11 protein-coding genes and 1 pseudogene are annotated in these 14,874 nt (G+C 67.4%); 3 read left to right on the forward strand and 9 right to left on the reverse strand.

The annotated features are described in order from the left end of the window. Positions 1-77 precede the first annotated feature (77 nt). Positions 78-854, reverse strand: a complete 777-nt coding sequence (locus tag ASG87_RS15200) for a hypothetical protein (protein ID WP_056006993.1) — start codon at positions 852-854, stop codon at positions 78-80. A gap of 267 nt (positions 855-1,121) precedes the next feature. On the opposite strand from ASG87_RS15200, the gene ASG87_RS19615 reads away from it, so the two are divergent. After that, a complete protein-coding gene (locus ASG87_RS19615; RefSeq protein ID WP_162258380.1) occupies positions 1,122-3,521 on the forward strand; it encodes a CHAT domain-containing protein in 2,400 nt (799 codons plus the stop codon). A 28-nt stretch (positions 3,522-3,549) separates the two neighbouring features. Further along, on the forward strand, positions 3,550-4,881 hold the full coding sequence (locus tag ASG87_RS15210) for a hypothetical protein (RefSeq protein WP_056006999.1): 1,332 nt from the start codon (positions 3,550-3,552) through the stop codon (positions 4,879-4,881). A 2-nt stretch (positions 4,882-4,883) separates the two neighbouring features. Here the strand turns inward: ASG87_RS15210 and ASG87_RS21050 are convergent. From ASG87_RS21050 to folD, 4 genes and pseudogenes are all read right to left on the reverse strand, one after another. Further along, a pseudogene (locus ASG87_RS21050) lies at positions 4,884-5,090 on the reverse strand (DUF3363 domain-containing protein); the annotation flags it as partial. A gap of 251 nt (positions 5,091-5,341) precedes the next feature. Next, positions 5,342-6,934: a glutamine-hydrolyzing GMP synthase gene (guaA, locus tag ASG87_RS15215; RefSeq protein ID WP_056007002.1), complete on the reverse strand. Its 1,593-nt coding sequence runs from the start codon at positions 6,932-6,934 to the stop codon at positions 5,342-5,344. A gap of 268 nt (positions 6,935-7,202) precedes the next feature. Then, positions 7,203-8,660, reverse strand: a complete 1,458-nt coding sequence (guaB, locus tag ASG87_RS15220; RefSeq protein ID WP_056007005.1) for an IMP dehydrogenase — start codon at positions 8,658-8,660, stop codon at positions 7,203-7,205. 82 nt (positions 8,661-8,742) lie between these two features. Beyond that, the gene (gene folD, locus ASG87_RS15225) at positions 8,743-9,612 is read right to left on the reverse strand and encodes a bifunctional methylenetetrahydrofolate dehydrogenase/methenyltetrahydrofolate cyclohydrolase FolD (protein ID WP_056007008.1); all 870 of its coding nucleotides are present in this window, start codon (positions 9,610-9,612) and stop codon (positions 8,743-8,745) included. Between the two features lie 64 nt (positions 9,613-9,676). Here folD and ASG87_RS15230 point away from each other — a divergent pair, with 64 nt between their 5' ends. Further along, positions 9,677-10,279: a GNAT family protein gene (locus ASG87_RS15230; RefSeq protein ID WP_056007011.1), complete on the forward strand. Its 603-nt coding sequence runs from the start codon at positions 9,677-9,679 to the stop codon at positions 10,277-10,279. On the opposite strand, the gene moeB is transcribed toward ASG87_RS15230, so the two are convergent. The 4 genes from moeB to ASG87_RS15250 form a co-directional block, all read right to left on the reverse strand. Beyond that, on the reverse strand, positions 10,243-11,409 hold the full coding sequence (gene moeB / locus ASG87_RS15235) for a molybdopterin-synthase adenylyltransferase MoeB (protein WP_056007014.1): 1,167 nt from the start codon (positions 11,407-11,409) through the stop codon (positions 10,243-10,245). The genes ASG87_RS15230 and moeB overlap by 37 nt on opposite strands. Before the next feature lie 100 nt (positions 11,410-11,509). Continuing rightward, positions 11,510-12,910: a ribosome biogenesis GTPase Der gene (der, locus tag ASG87_RS15240; RefSeq protein ID WP_056007017.1), complete on the reverse strand. Its 1,401-nt coding sequence runs from the start codon at positions 12,908-12,910 to the stop codon at positions 11,510-11,512. Between the two features lie 24 nt (positions 12,911-12,934). After that, entirely contained in the window at positions 12,935-14,164 is a 1,230-nt protein-coding gene (bamB, locus tag ASG87_RS15245; protein WP_235499665.1) for an outer membrane protein assembly factor BamB, read from the reverse strand. Next, entirely contained in the window at positions 14,161-14,811 is a 651-nt protein-coding gene (locus tag ASG87_RS15250; protein WP_056007023.1) for a tetratricopeptide repeat protein, read from the reverse strand. The genes bamB and ASG87_RS15250 overlap by 4 nt, the downstream gene beginning before the upstream one ends. Positions 14,812-14,874 lie beyond the last annotated feature (63 nt).

The raw sequence follows: 14,874 nt of genomic DNA on the forward strand, positions 1-14,874 counted from the left end.
GTGGTCGTGCGTCCGTGGATGTTGCATCTGCCTCGCCTGTGCTGGGTGGTTCCATTGCGGGGACTGCGTGATCGACGTCAGAACCGGTATTCCAGGCCGATCCCCGGCCCCTGCAGGGTGGTGTCGAACTTGAATCCATTCGACGTCCTGAAGTCGGTCGAAAGCCAGCGGTAGCCGGCCATGACCGAGAGTCGATCGTTGACGCCGTAGCCCGCCATGAGCATCACGTCCGTCGAGAGGTCGGATTCGCCGCTGCCGGCCAATGCCCAGCCGCCCACGAACATCCCGTTCGGGAACATGCGCCGGCCCTTGACGCCGACCTGCAGGTCGACCCACCGCTCCTGCTGCGAACCCGAGTATTGCCGCGGTACGGGAGGCGGCACCGGGACCGGTATCGAATAGGCCAGCCGCGTGCGCGCAGACCATACGCGCACGCCCGCGACGAGATCGAGGTACCCGGCATCGCTCTCGATCCAGCCGTACTGGAATGCGAGCAGGCCCGTCGCCGTGCGCGTTTTGAGACGGACCGGCAAGGACGCGCCGGCTATCGGCGCATACACGGTGGTGAAGAGGTTGGCGAACATTCCGTCCGCAAGCACCCCGTACCTGCCCTTCCGTGCCTCGAAGGCTCCCATGGCGCCGAGGTCGAGGTTGTCCCAGACGTCGCCGAAGCTCATGCCCGCATGCAGATCGACGGGCAATCGTGCGTGCGCGACGTTGCCGTCGATCGCCGTACCCCACAGGTACGGGGCGATGCGGAACGTCCATTCGCCGCCGGTCGCATCCTGTGCCGATGCCGCGCTCGACAGGATGCCCAGGACAGCTATCGCCAACCCGCGCCATACGATCAACATTGCCGGCTCCCTCGATCGTGCAATGGACCTACGATCCGACCGTGGCTGAATCCCGGATTCCCCGCGCCACATGCTTCCGATGGATTGCCGGGGACTATATCAACCGCATCCCGCGCCTGCCATCGGCAGGCTATCGCCCCTGTGGGCATGCACGCCGGGCTTCAACGAGGTGCGTGGGTCGTGCATGCCATCAAATGCCTATGGATGCAAGGCAGCAAAGATCGTACCTTAGCCGCAGCAGGTTTCTCTTGGATGGAGGAATTGCGCATGTCGGGCCACTGGATCAAGGTTGCGGAATTCGATCCACGACGCATCATCGACGGACGGATGCGAGTCCGGGAGTTTTCGGCGCGCCTGATGGATTCCGGGGAGTGGATCGTTGTGCGCGTCGAGCGGCGCTGGTATGTCGGATCGCGTGCCGAGTTCCTCGAGGCTTTCCTGCCGGCGACGCATGCCTCACCACCGGTCGATGACGGCACCTCCATTGGCGAGCTGCTGCAGACGATGGGCGCATGCGATGCGCTTTATGTCGGCCGGATGGCACCCGCCAGCCGACTGGCGAAGACCTCGACCAAGGACCGTGCCGGTGAAATGTACGGCCGGGCCGTCAGTCGAGGCATTTTAGGCAAGTTGGCCCTTTGGGAACGCCCTGTTCGGGGTGGCAAGCCCGGTTTGTTCAAAAAGCCGCCCCCGCCTGCCGCCGCGCCTGATCCCGTCACAACGCATCCACCGATGCAGTTGCCGCCCGATGGCTCGGCGTATTGGCAACGGGATCGGGTTCTCCGAGAACGAGAGGTAGCTGAGTGGGCGCGTGCACCTTGGCAAGTACCTGTCGATCATCCGCCCATGCTAGGCGCAGGGGTCGATCCTGACTTCCCGTCGTTCGGTCTGCCGGCGCACGACGATGCCATCGTTCTGCCGGCTGACGACGAGATCCACAGTGCCGCTCCATGCGAACCTCTGGACGACGTCGCCCCCTCCCCCGGCGTCCTCGCTGCGGAAGCCGCGGCGCCGACCTTCCCCGAGCTCGACCCGGCGAAAGAGCCCGAGGGCGGTCGCTGGGTAAACGCCGTGCTGGAGGACCACGACGCCGGTGAGCCCCTCGTCTTCCGGGGCAACTACGTGCTCGCGATCAGCATTGACCTCGACGAATCGACCGGCACCGATGCCGTGGGAGCGGCGCCGGCAAGTCATCTGACGCGCGACCCTGGCGCCGAGATCAGGTTGACCGTCACGCTCAACAGCAGCGACTTCGACATATCGGAGCCGCAGCGGCCCCTGATGATCAGCAAAGCAGGGCTGTCGGTCGGCAAGGCAAGGTTCGACATCCAGCCGAAAATCACGAGCGGCTCTGCGCGTCTCGCGGCGGTCATCCATCGCGAAAACAACTTCGTGCAGCAACTCGATATTGCACTCGAAGTCGGAAAGAAAACACTGGAGGGAACGACGGTAACGTCCGTCGGCCGCCCTGTCGAGGTGGCGCAATCTCTCTCGAGAAGGGACATCGGCCTATCGATACAGCCCTCTCCGCTCGGTGGCTATGACTGCATGACCTGGGGAGCGACGGCCTCCTTCGCGCACCTGCCCATCTCCGCAGGCGAGTTGGCGCAGGGGATCGAGAACGTCAGGAAGGCGTTGCTTGGCGTCGTCATGGCGAAGGACGCAAACGGTGGCAGCCCGTTCCAGCATGGGATTGTCATCGACCCGGCCATCAGCGCGCGTGGCCTGCGGGTCATCGCAAAGGCCGGCTATCTGTTGTTTCGAAGCCTGTTCTTTCATCCCGCCGCGGACGCGCAATGCCAGGGTATGGGGACGTACCTGGTGAATGAGGTGACGAAAGCGGACGAGGGCTTCACGCTGCAGGTACTGGCGCGTGACTTCCCCGTGCCGTGGTCGCTCCTCTACCTCACCGACGCATGGGACGAAAATGCCGTCCAATGGAAAGGATTCCTGGGCGCCAAGCTCATCGTGGAACAGATACCGTTGTGCAACGACAGCAACCGGCGGGATACCCGCATCCCGGGGATTCCGGATGGTTTGGCGGTGTCGCTGAACTTCAACAGCGACATCGATGTGCAGTTCGGCGGCGGGCTCGTTGCGGTCCAGCAGGCGTACTGGCACACCGTGACCGAGAGCTCTCCGAGGATCAGGTCGGTTGCCCGGACGAGCAAGGCCGACCTCATCAACTCGCTCAAGGACGAGACCCTGTCCGACCAGATCATCTATTTCTACTGCCATGCCGAATCCCTGGGCCTGGGTGCCGGGGGCGGGCCAGGCCAATCAAGGCTCATCATGTCCGGTCCGGAGCAGGTGACCCTGGACGACCTCAACCTCGACGCACCGGCCCAGCAGAAGCTGCGAGGCGCGCCACTGGTCTTCATCAACGCGTGCGAATCGGGCGAGCTGTCCCCGCTTTTCTACAACGGCTTCGTGCCGTACTTCCTGAGCAAGGGAGCGCGCGGCGTGATCGGTACGGAGTGCAAGGTGCCAGCCTTGTTCGCCTCCGAATGGGCAAGGCGATTCTTCGACAAGTTCCTTCGCGGATCGCCCATCGGTGAAACCGTGCACGATCTGCGGAACGAATTTTTCGACGAGGGCGGGAATCCGCTTGGGCTTTTGTACGGCGTGCACTGCAATGCCGATACGCAGATAGATCCACTCCCCTAGCCTCCATCCAGCCGCGAGGAAGTGAGCCATGCGAGTCAACCTTCCGGGCACCGATCTCTCCTACTACCTGATCAGCTTCGACAAGTCGGGCAATGAGCGCAGCGAGGACGGCGCCATGGAAAGTGAGCGGCTGTGCGGCCTGCTCGCTGCCGACGCCGAGCCGATCACGGACGTCTTCTTTGCCAGCCACGGCTGGAAGGGAGACGTGCCCGCAGCGATCGAGCAGTGCAACAAATGGATGGGCGAGATGGCCAAGATGGCGGTGGATCGCCAGGCCATCCGAGCAAAGGACCCGACGTTCAAGGCGCTGCTCGTCGGCGTTCATTGGCCGAGCCAGCCTTGGGGGGAGGAATCCATTCCCGCGAGCGGCGATGGCGGCGGAGCGGGTCTGCTCGGCGGCGCATCGCCGGGCGATGAAGATGTCGACGCCCTCGTGGACCAGTTCGCCGAATCGATTTCGTCGTCGGTTCCCGCAAGGGAGGCGATCGACACCATCGTCCGATCGGCCGTGGAGCGTGGCGGCGAGCGTGAACTGGGCGCCGACGTGCTCCACGCGTATGACACCTTGTTGCGCGAAGCCGATCTCTGGTCCGACGAAACGGCAGGCCCTTCCGGCCATATCGAAAACTGGAACGCCCAGGATGTGGTGAATACGGCTATCGACGTCACGGCCGAGCCGATGACGCTCGGCATCGCCGACATCAAGGATGCCCTGTTGTCCCCCCTGCGCCAGTTGTCCTTCTGGACCATGAAAGCCCGCGCGAAGACAGTGGGCGAGACCGGCGTGGCGGGTCTGCTGCGAGCTTTGCAGCGGTCGACCGCCAGACCCGTTCGCTTCCACTTGATGGGTCACAGCTTCGGCTGCATCGTCTCTTCCGCGGCGGTGGCAGGCAGGAACTGGGAGCCGCTGGTCAGGCCGGTCAACTCCGTGTTCCTCGTACAGGGCGCGCTCTCGCTCTGGTCGTACTCCACGTTGGGAATGGGTGAGCCCGGCTACTTCGAACGGATCGTCAGCCAAGGCCGGGTATCGGGACCCATTCTCACCACGTGGTCGACGCACGATGGCGCGGTCGGCAATCTCTATCCCTTGGCGGCACGCCTTGCGAGGCAGGTCGTCATGGTGGCATATCCGAAATACGGCGGGGTCGGCGCGTTTGGCCTCCAGGGCGTGTCCCCGATCGCGTCGGAGATAACGATAGGGGACGTCAACGCGACGTACGCGTTCGAGAAATCGAAGGTCTACAACATCGATGCAAGCGATGTCATCAGGAATGGGGACGGCATCTCCGGCGCGCACAGCGATATCGCTCATCCCGAGGTCGCACACGCCGCCTGGCAGGCGGTCATGGCTTCGATGTGAAGTCATGGCGCCCTATCAACCCACACCGAGACCGCACGACCGCCCGATCTCCAGGATGCCCCGCCACCCCGTACCGTCGCGGCCGGTGATTGCCACAGCCTCGCCTCGATCTCTGGACGCTACGGCACCAGGCTGAAGCTGACGCCATCGTCGAGCAGGGCTAAACGTCCGCTGGCGGGCATCGGGTCGCGCCGCTAGAGGCCGGCAAGCCCACACCCACGACTAGACTCGCAACATCGCAGGCAATTCCTCGTGGGCTGGCTCGCCCGTCGATCGCGCACCGAATTCGTGCATCACGCTGGGAGCGGCGTAGCCGAAGCCCGTTGAATCGGTAGTCGCAGCGGAAGATGACGGTATCGCTGGCGATAGCCACCTATAGCCAACGCAACGCATTAACTTCTAAATCAATGCTTTATGCCAACCCTCCGATAGCTGGCAATAGTCCTCGAAGGACGTAAATTCACTCCCACTCGATCGTTGCCGGCGGCTTGCCGCTTATGTCATAAACGACACGAGAAACACCACGCAACTCATTGATAATACGGTTCGACACCTTGCCAAGAAAGTCGTACGGCAGGTGCGCCCAGTGGGCGGTCATGAAGTCGATGGTTTCCACCGCGCGTAGCGCGATCACCCATTCGTAGGCGCGGGCGTCGCCGACCACGCCCACCGATTTCACCGGCAGGAACACCGCGAAAGCCTGGCTGGTCTTGTCGTACAGGTCGGCCTTGCGCAGTTCCTCGATGAAGATCGCGTCGGCGCGGGCCAGCAGTTCGGCGTACTCCGGCTTCACCTCGCCGAGGATGCGTACGCCCAGGCCGGGACCGGGGAACGGGTGGCGGTAGACCATCTCGCGCGGCAGGCCGAGTTCCACGCCGATGCGGCGCACCTCGTCCTTGAACAGTTCGCGCAGCGGCTCGACCAGCTTGAGCTTCATGTGCTCGGGCAGGCCGCCCACGTTGTGGTGGCTCTTGATGACGTGCGCCTTGCCGGTCTTGCTGCCGGCGGATTCGATCACGTCGGGGTAGATGGTGCCCTGGGCCAGCCACTTCACCTTGCCGCCCGCGGCGATCAGCTTTTCCGACTCCTCGTCGAAGATCTCCACGAACAGGCGGCCGATGATCTTGCGCTTGGCCTCCGGGTCGGCCACGCCTTCGAGCGCCTTGAAGTAGCGCTCGGCGGCATTGACGCGGATGACCTTGACGCCCATGCCGCTCTCATCAGACGCGGCAGCCATGGTGGCCATCACCTGGTCGCCTTCCTGCCAGCGCAGCAGGCCGGTGTCCACGAACACGCAGGTGAGGCGCTCGCCGATGGCCTTGTGCAGCAGCGCGGCCACCACGGAGGAATCCACGCCGCCGGAGAGGCCCAGCAGCACGTGGTCCTCGCCGACCAGTTCGCGCACGCGGGCGACTTGGTCCTCGATGATGTTGGCCGCCGTCCACAGCGTGGCGCAGCCGCAGATGTCGGTAACGAAGCGCTTGAGCAGCGCACTGCCCTGCTTCGTGTGCGTCACCTCGGGATGGAACTGCACGCCGTACCAGCGCTTGTCCTCGTTCTCCATCACCGCGACCGGGATGCGGTCGGTGACGCCGGTGACGACGAAGCCCGGCGGCGCCTTCGCCACGTGGTCGCCGTGGCTCATCCACACGTCGAGCCGGTGGCTGCCGGCATGGTCGCTGAGGCCGTCGAACAGGCGGCTTTTCGCCACGATGTCGACCGTGGTGTGGCCGAACTCGCGCGCATCGGCCGCCTCGGTGGCGCCGCCGAGCTGCGCGGCCAGCGTCTGCAGGCCGTAGCAGATGCCGAGGATCGGCAGGCCCGAGTCGAACACTTCCTGCGGCGCCCTGGGCGCGCCTTCCAGCGTGGTCGATTCCGGGCCGCCGGAAAGGATGATGCCCTTGGCGCCGAACGCGGCGATCTGCGACGGATCGTGGTCCCAGGCCCAGATCTCGCAGTACACGCCCAGCTCGCGCACGCGCCGCGCGATCAACTGGGTGTACTGCGCGCCGAAGTCGAGGATGAGGATCTTGTCGGAATGGATGTTGGTCATGGACGGCGAAGACCTGAGGTCGAGAAGAAGATGGAGCGGCATGCCCGGACGTCGCGGCTCGCGTATGACTCCACGCCGGTCATCCCGGCGAAGGCCGGGATCCAGCGCCTTTGCCGGGCAGCGCAGGAAGGCGCCGGATTCCAGCTTTCGCTGGAATGACGGGCGGGCAAACGACGCGTCGGCGCGGGCCGCTCCGGAAGATCGATCGCGGATGCCATCGGTACGGGGAAGGCGGCAATCATGGTCGTCTCGCCTTCCCCGCCCTGCCTCACGAGTTGAGCCGGTAGTTCGGCGCTTCCTTGGTGATCTGGATGTCGTGCGGGTGCGCCTCGGTGACGCCGGCCGAGGTCACCTTCACGAACTGCGCCTTGCTGCGCACGTCCTCGATGGTGGCCGCGCCGAGGTAGCCCATCGAGGCGCGCAGGCCGCCGATCAACTGGTGGATGATGTTGCGCAGCGGGCCGCGGTACGGCACGCGGCCCTCGATGCCCTCGGGCACCAGCTTGTCGGCGTCGGCCTCGTCCTGGAAGTAGCGGTCCTTGGAACCGAGCGCCATCGCGCCGATCGAGCCCATGCCGCGGTAGCTCTTGTACGAGCGTCCCTGGAACAGCTCCACCTCGCCCGGTGATTCCTCGGTGCCGGCGAACATCGAGCCGAGCATCACGGTGGATGCGCCGGCGGCCAGCGCCTTGGGGATGTCGCCGGAATAGCGGATGCCGCCGTCGGCGATCAGCGGGATCTCGTCCTTCAGCGCGGTGGCGACCATGTCGATCGCGGTGATCTGCGGCACGCCGACGCCGGCGACCACGCGGGTGGTGCAGATCGAGCCGGGGCCGACGCCCACCTTCACCGCGTCCACGCCGGCGTCGAGCAGCGCGCGGGCCGCTTCGCCGGTGACGATGTTGCCGGCGATCACCTGCACCTGCGGGTAGTGCTTCTTGACCCACGCGGCGCGCTCGATCACGCCCTGCGAGTGGCCGTGCGCGGTGTCGACCACCAACACGTCCACGCCGGCGTCGACCAGCGCGGCGACGCGCTGCTCGGTATCGCCGCCGACGCCCACCGCGGCGCCGACCAGCAGCGCCTCGTTGCTGTCCTTGGCCGAATTGGGGTTGTCGCGCGCCTTCTGGATGTCCTTCACGGTGATCAGGCCGCGCAACTGGAACGCGTCGTTGACCACCAGCACCTTCTCGATGCGGTGCCTGTGCAGCAGTTGCAGCACCTCGTCCTGGCTGGCGCCTTCCTTGACCGTCACCAGCTTGTCCTGGCGGGTCATGATGTTGCGCACCGGGTCGTCGTGCTTGCGCTCGAAGCGCAGGTCGCGGCTGGTGACGATGCCGACCAGTTGCTCGCCGTCGACCACCGGCACGCCGGAGATGTTGTGCGCGTGGGTGAGCCGCAGCACTTCGCGGATCGAGGTGCCCGGCCCCACGGTGATCGGGCTGCGGATCACGCCGGCCTCGAACTTCTTCACCAGCCGCACTTCGGCCGCCTGCTGCTCGGCCGTCATGTTCTTGTGGATGATGCCGATGCCGCCGCATTGCGCCATGGTGATGGCGAGGCGCGCCTCGGTGACCGTGTCCATCGCGGCGGAAACGATGGGAATGTTGAGCCGCAGGTTGCGGGTGAGCCGGCTGGAGGTGTCCACGTCGCGCGGAAGGACGACGGAGTGGCCCGGAACCAGGTAGACGTCGTCGTAGGTCAGGGCCTCGGCGAGGATGCGCATGCGAAAAGTCCCGCTGCAAAGAGGGAATTATACGCGCCTCGCCGCGGGGCTCGCCATATCTGCGGCGGAATGTCCCGCCGCCTCAGCGGCCGCCGGGCTGCGGGCCGTATGCCTCGGCGGCTTCCAGCGTGTTCTCCAGCAGGGTCGCCACCGTCATCGGGCCGACGCCGCCGGGCACCGGCGTGATCCAACTGGCGCGCTGCGCCGCGGGCTTGAACTCGACGTCGCCGACCAGCCTGCCGTCGTCCAGGCGGTTGATGCCCACGTCGATCACCACCGCGCCCGGCTTGATCCATTCGCCCTTGACCAGCCCCGGCTTGCCGACCGCCACGATCACGATGTCGGCCTGCCGCACGAAGTCTTCCAGGTCGCGGGTGAAGCGGTGGCAGCAGGTGGTGGTGCAACCGGCGATCAGCAGCTCCAGCGCCAGCGGCCGGCCGACGTGGTTGGACACGCCCACCACCACCGCGTGCTGGCCGCGCACCGGGCGGTCGGTATGGCCGAGCAGGGTCATCACGCCCTTGGGCGTGCACGGGCGAAGCCCGAAGCGGCGCAGGGCCAGGCGGCCCACGTTCACCGCCTGGAAGCCGTCGACGTCCTTGCCGGCGTCGATGCGGTCCACCAGCGCGTCCTCGTCGATGTGCTCCGGCAGCGGCGACTGCACCAGGATGCCGTGCACGGCCGGGTCGGCGTTGAGCCGGTCGATCAGCGCGAACAGTTCGTCCTGGGTGGTGCTGGCCGGCAGGTCGAAGTCGAAGGAGCGGAAACCGACCTGGTGGCAGGCTTCGCGCTTCTTGCGCACATAGACGACGGAGCCGGGATCCTGCCCTACCAGCACCACCGCCAGCCCCGGCTCGACCAGGCCCTGCGCCTTGCGTTCGCCGACCCGGCGGGCGATCCGGTCCAGCAGTTCCTGCGCGATGCGTTTGCCGTCGAGAATGCGTGCGCCCATGATGGTTCCTGCTGCGAAGGTGCGTATTATCCCGGCTCGGCCGCACGCTTATCAAACGATCCCGATGGATACGCCCGAACCGATCCCGCATGCCCTGGAGCCGGATGGCGACGGACTGCTGCTTCGCCCCTGGCGGACGGAGGACGCCCCCGCCCTGCTCGCCGCCGTGCAGGAATCGCTGGCGACCGTGGGTCGCTGGCTGCCGTGGTGCCATGCCGGCTACGACCTGGCCGCGGCGCACGACTGGGTCGCGTTCTGCCGCCGAGGATGGACGGCCGGCGAGCATTACGCCTTCGCGGTTCTCGAGCAGGCCTCGGGCACGTTGCTGGGCGGCGCCGGGATCAACCAGCGCAACCGGCCGCACCGCAGCGGCAACCTGGGCTACTGGGTGCGCCAGTCGCGCCAGGGCGAAGGCATCGCGGCGCGCGCGGCCGCCCAGGTGGCGCGCTTCGGCTTCGCGCGGCTGGACCTGATCCGGATCGAGGTCGTGGTGTTGCCGGACAACCGCGCCAGCCTGCGCACGGCGGAAAAACTCGGCGCCCGCTTCGAGGCCGTCGCGCGCCAGCGCATATGGGCCTGGCAACGGCCCATGGATGCCGCCGTCTACGGCTTGATCCCCTCGGACCTGGCTCAGCCGGCGGCACAGAGCCGCAGCATGTCCTCGTAGCCGGAAAAGACCGCGCCGGCCCCGCAGCCCGGGCATGCCGGATCGCGCGGCAGCCGGCTTTCGCGGAAACGCATCGCCAGCGCATCGAAATCCAGCAGCCGGCCGACCAGCGGCTCGCCCAGGCCGAGCACCAGCTTCAATGCCTCGGTGGCCTGCAGCAGGCCGACCGTGCCCGGCAGCACGCCCAGCACGCCCGCCTCGCTGCAGTTCGGCGCATCGGCCGCGGCCGGCGGCTCGGGGAACAGGCAGCGGTAGCACGGGGAGTCGGCGCGGCGCGGGTCGAACACGCTGACCTGGCCGCGGAAACGCTCCACGGCGCCGTACACCATCGGCAGCCGCAGGCGCTGCGACGCGGCGGCCAGCAGGTAGCGCGCGGGGAAATTGTCGGCGCCGTCGACCAGCACGTCGTGGCCGGCCAGCAGGCACTCCACGTTGTCCGCCCGGAGCCGTTCGGTGCGGACCTCGATCCTCACCCGGGGGTTGAGCGCCTGCAGGGCGATGCGGGCGGATTCGGTCTTGGCCATGCCGACCCGCGCGTCAGCATGGATCACCTGGCGATGCAGATTGGAACGTTCGACGCGGTCGTCGTCGATCAGGGTCAGTTGCCCGATGCCGGCCGCCGCCAGGTACAGCGCCGCGGGCGCGCCCAGCCCGCCGGCACCGAGCAGCACCACCTTCGCCGCGGCCAGCCGGGCCTGCCCGGCCTCGCCGACCTGCGGCAGCCGCAGTTGTCGCGCGTAACGCTCGGCCGCATCGGCGTCGGGGCCGCCGGCCGCGACGGGCAGGCCCTCGGCTTTCCAGCGGTTGAAGCCGCCGGCGACCGAAGCCACCCGGCGGTAGCCGAGCCGCTGCAGCGACTCGGCCGCCAGCAGCGAGCGCTGGCCGCTGCCGCACAGCGCCAGCATTTCGCGTTCGCGGTCCGGCTCGGCCTGCTCGATGCGCAGTTCCAGGAATCCGCGCGACAGCCCCAGCGCGCCCGCCGGCGAACCGGCCGCGCGCTCGGCATCCTCGCGCACGTCGATCAGCAGCGCGCCCTGCGCCTGGCGGGCCAGGGCCTGTGCCGGCGTGACCTCGGCGACGCGCGCGCGCAGCGCGTCCAGCAAGGCATCGCGGTTCGGTGATTCGTCCATGCGGCCAGTCTAGTCAAACGCGGCGGCCGGTAGGAGCCTTGCGGCCCGTGGAGACCCGGCAGCGCGGGCATGCGAGGCGCCGGCCCGCCCCGGGAACGGCTCAGCGCTTGCGCTTCTTCATCTCGCGGATCATCCGCTGGCGCTTGCGGATCTGGCCTTCGGTGAGCACGTTCTTCTTGCCGGCGAACGGGTTGTCGCCGTCGCGGAAGCTGATCCGGATCGGCGTGCCTTCCAGCCGGAAACGCTTGCGGAAGAAGTTCTCCAGGTAGCGCTGGTAGGCCGGTGCGATGTGCTTGGTGCGGCTGCCGTGGATCACGATGGTCGGCGGATTGCTGCCGCCCGGGTGCGCGAAGCGCAGCTTCGGCGCGTGCCCGCGCACCAGCGGCGGCTGGTAGCTTTCGTAGGCTTTTTCCAGCGTCTTGGTCAGCTCGGACGAACCCAGCTCCTTGGTCGCCGCGGCATGCGCGCGGACCACGGCGCGCATCAGCTCGCGCAGCCCCGAACCGTGCAGGGCCGAGATGAACACCTGCTTGGCCCAGTCCACGAACACCAGCCGGCGCTCCAGCGCGCGCTGGCACTGCTCGCGCTGGTACGCGTCCATGCCGTCCCACTTGTTGACGGCGATCACCAGCGCCCTGCCCTCGTCCACCGCGTGGCCGATCAGGGTGAGGTCCTGGTCGGCGAGGTTCTCGCGCGCGTCGATCATCACCACCACCACCTGGGCGGCGGCCATCGACTGCAGCGTCTTGATCACGCTGAACTTCTCCACCGCCTCCTCGACGCGCGCCTTGCGCCGCACGCCTGCGGTGTCGATCAGGGTGTAGCGCCGGCCGTCGCGCTCCAGCGGCACGCGGATCGGGTCGCGGGTGGTGCCGGCGACGTTGGAGACGATCAGCCGCTCTTCGCCGAGCAGGCGATTGATCAGGGTGGACTTGCCGGCGTTGGGGCGGCCGACGATGGCGACGCGGATGCTGTCGTCCTCGTCCTCGTCGGCCGTTTCGGCCTCGTCGGCAGGCAGCAGCGGCAGCACCGTGGCGATCAGTTCCTCGGTGCCGCGGTTGTGCGCGGCCGAGAGCGGCAGCGTGGCGCCGATGCCGAACGAGGCGAATTCCGCCAGCGCGTCCTGCTCGTCCAGGCCGTCGGTCTTGTTGACCGCGGCGATGATCGGCTTGCCGCTGCGGCGCAGCTCGCCGAGGATCACGTGGTCCTGCGGCAGCAGGCCGTCGCGCGCGTCCACCACGAACACCAGCAGCTGCGCCTCCTCGATGGCCAGGCGCACCTGCTGGGCGGTCAGCACGTCCATCGCTTCCTCGACGCCGGACAGGCCGCCGGTATCGACCACCACGAAGGGACGCTCGCCGGTGCGGCAGACGCCGTAGTGGCGATCGCGGGTCACCCCGGGCATGTCGGCCACCAGGGCGTCGCGGCTGCGCGTCAGGGCATTGAAAAGGGTCGATTTACCGACATTGGGGCGACCGACCAGGGCGACGACGGGCAGCATGGGAGCGCATGGTTCCTTGGGCGGTCAGTGCGCGGACAGACGGTAGGCGCCGATGCGGCCCTCGACGTCTTCCACGTACACGGTATCGCCCACCACCAGCGGCTGGGCGCGGATCGCCTTCTTCGACAGGCGCTCGCGGGCGGCCAGCGCGCCGTTGCCGGACTGCAGCCAGTGCACGTAGCCTTCCATGTCGCCGGCCACGATGTAGTTGCCCTGCACGGCGGGGCCGGTCAGCCAGCGGTACTTCAGCGCGTCGTTCTTCCACATGTCGGCGCCGCCGTTCTTGTCGAACGCCCACACCTGCGAGTCGTCGTTCACGCCGTAGATCGCGTTGCCGCCGATCGCCATCGAGGTGAAGGTGGAGAACGGATGCGTCCACAGCGGGCGGCCGCTGGGGCCGTCCACCGCGACCAGGTTGCCGTGGTAGGCCGCGCCGTACAGGGTGGAGCCGTCGAGCAGGATCGCGCCGTCGGCGTCGTCCAGTTGCTCGATCTCGGTGCGGCCTTCGCCGCTGGCCAGGCTCTGCTCCCACAGCTTTTCGCCGGTGTCCATGCGCAGCGCGACCAGCTTGCCGCCGTCGCTGCCGAAGAACACCACGCCGTTGGCGACCAGCAGCGGGCCGTTGCCGCGCAGGCTGAGCAGCGGCACGCTGGTCTGGTCGTAGGCCCAGCGGCGCTCGCCGGTGCCGGCGTCCAGCCCGTACAGGCGGCCGTCGCCGGTGCGCACGATCGCCAGGCCGCCGGAGATCACCGGCGAGGAAAGCACTTCCGAATTCAGCGTGGCTTCCCAGCGCGGGCTGCCGTCCTTCGCGTTGAGGCCGTAGACGTGGCCGTCGAGCGTGCCGACGACGACCAGGTCGCCGGCGACCGCGGGGCCGCCGGAGTAGAAGACGTCCTTGCGCTTCTTGTCGCCCCAGCCGAACCAGCCCTGGGTGCGCGAGCTCTTCGACCACAGCGTCTTGCCCGTGGCCGCGTCGAGCGCGGCGATCTCGCCGCTGGGGCTGGCGGCATAGAGCACGTTGTCCTGCACGGCCGGGCGCAGGCGCACGCCGCTGTCGCCGGCGCCCTTGCCCACGCTGCTGCGCCACACGCGGGTGACCTGCACGGTCGGCTTGAAATCCTTGGCCAGCGGCGTCGGCGGCTGGACGTTTTCCTTCTTGAACGAATGGCAGCCGGCCATGACGACCAGCGACGCCAGTGCGGCCAGCCGCACGTGCTTCATCCAACCACGCTTCTTTTTTGCATCGAAATTCATGCGCCCTGCTTCCCGGCCACGGCCAGATCGTCGAGTTTCACCTGCAAGGCACCGCGTTGCGGCGCATCGTCGCCAAGGACCGCCATCGCCGCCTGGTAGGCCTTGCGGGCATCGTCCGTGCGACCTAGCTTGACCAGCGCATCGCCGCGTAGTTCCTGCGCCAGCGCCTCGTAGCCTTTCGCCTGCATGCGGTCCAGCGTGGCGAGCGCGTCGTTCGTCTTGCCGGCGGCGAGCTGCACCTGTGCGATGCGCAACTGGGTCAGGCTCTTGAGGGCCGGGTTCTGCGCGTGGCCCTCGGCCCAGGCGAGCGAGGCCAGCGCCTTGTCCAGTTGCTTGGACTGCACGTCGCGCTGCGCCTGCTCGCTGACGGCGAACACGGCGTACGACGACTTGCCGTAGTCCTTCTGCAACTGGTCGATCAACTGGTCGGCCTGGGTCTGCTTGCCGCTGGCCAGCGCGGTCTGCAACTGCTGGTAGAGGTCGGCGGCCGCGGCCTGGTTGGCCGCCTGGTGGCTGCGCCACTGCTGCCAGCCGAAGATGGCCACCAGGCCAATGGCGATGCCAACGACGATGGAGAGTCCGTTCTGGCGCAACCACTTCTGTACGAGTTCGCCCTGTTCGTAATCGTCGTATGCGTCAAATGCCATGCAGTCACCATTGGCGGGCCATGCAGCGTGTCGTGCGAACCGCCGGCCCGGCGCGGAAAAGAA

Source organism: Frateuria sp. Soil773 (assembly GCF_001428405.1).
Lineage (GTDB): Bacteria > Pseudomonadota > Gammaproteobacteria > Xanthomonadales > Rhodanobacteraceae > LMSL01.

Bases quoted from the DNA above. Each gene is read 5' to 3' on its own strand.
- bamB (WP_235499665.1), bottom strand. From the start codon at position 14,164: ATGAATTTCGATGCAAAAAAGAAGCGTGGTTGGATGAAGCACGTGCGG.
- guaB (WP_056007005.1), bottom strand. From the start codon at position 8,660: ATGCGCATCCTCGCCGAGGCCCTGACCTACGACGACGTCTACCTGGTT.
- der (WP_056007017.1), bottom strand. From the start codon at position 12,910: ATGCTGCCCGTCGTCGCCCTGGTCGGTCGCCCCAATGTCGGTAAATCG.
- ASG87_RS15210 (WP_056006999.1), top strand. From the start codon at position 3,550: ATGCGAGTCAACCTTCCGGGCACCGATCTCTCCTACTACCTGATCAGC.
- folD (WP_056007008.1), bottom strand. From the start codon at position 9,612: ATGGGCGCACGCATTCTCGACGGCAAACGCATCGCGCAGGAACTGCTG.
- guaA (WP_056007002.1), bottom strand. From the start codon at position 6,934: ATGACCAACATCCATTCCGACAAGATCCTCATCCTCGACTTCGGCGCG.
- ASG87_RS19615 (WP_162258380.1), top strand. From the start codon at position 1,122: ATGTCGGGCCACTGGATCAAGGTTGCGGAATTCGATCCACGACGCATC.
- ASG87_RS15200 (WP_056006993.1), bottom strand. From the start codon at position 854: ATGTTGATCGTATGGCGCGGGTTGGCGATAGCTGTCCTGGGCATCCTG.
- moeB (WP_056007014.1), bottom strand. From the start codon at position 11,409: ATGGACGAATCACCGAACCGCGATGCCTTGCTGGACGCGCTGCGCGCG.
- ASG87_RS15250 (WP_056007023.1), bottom strand. From the start codon at position 14,811: ATGGCATTTGACGCATACGACGATTACGAACAGGGCGAACTCGTACAG.
- ASG87_RS15230 (WP_056007011.1), top strand. From the start codon at position 9,677: ATGGATACGCCCGAACCGATCCCGCATGCCCTGGAGCCGGATGGCGAC.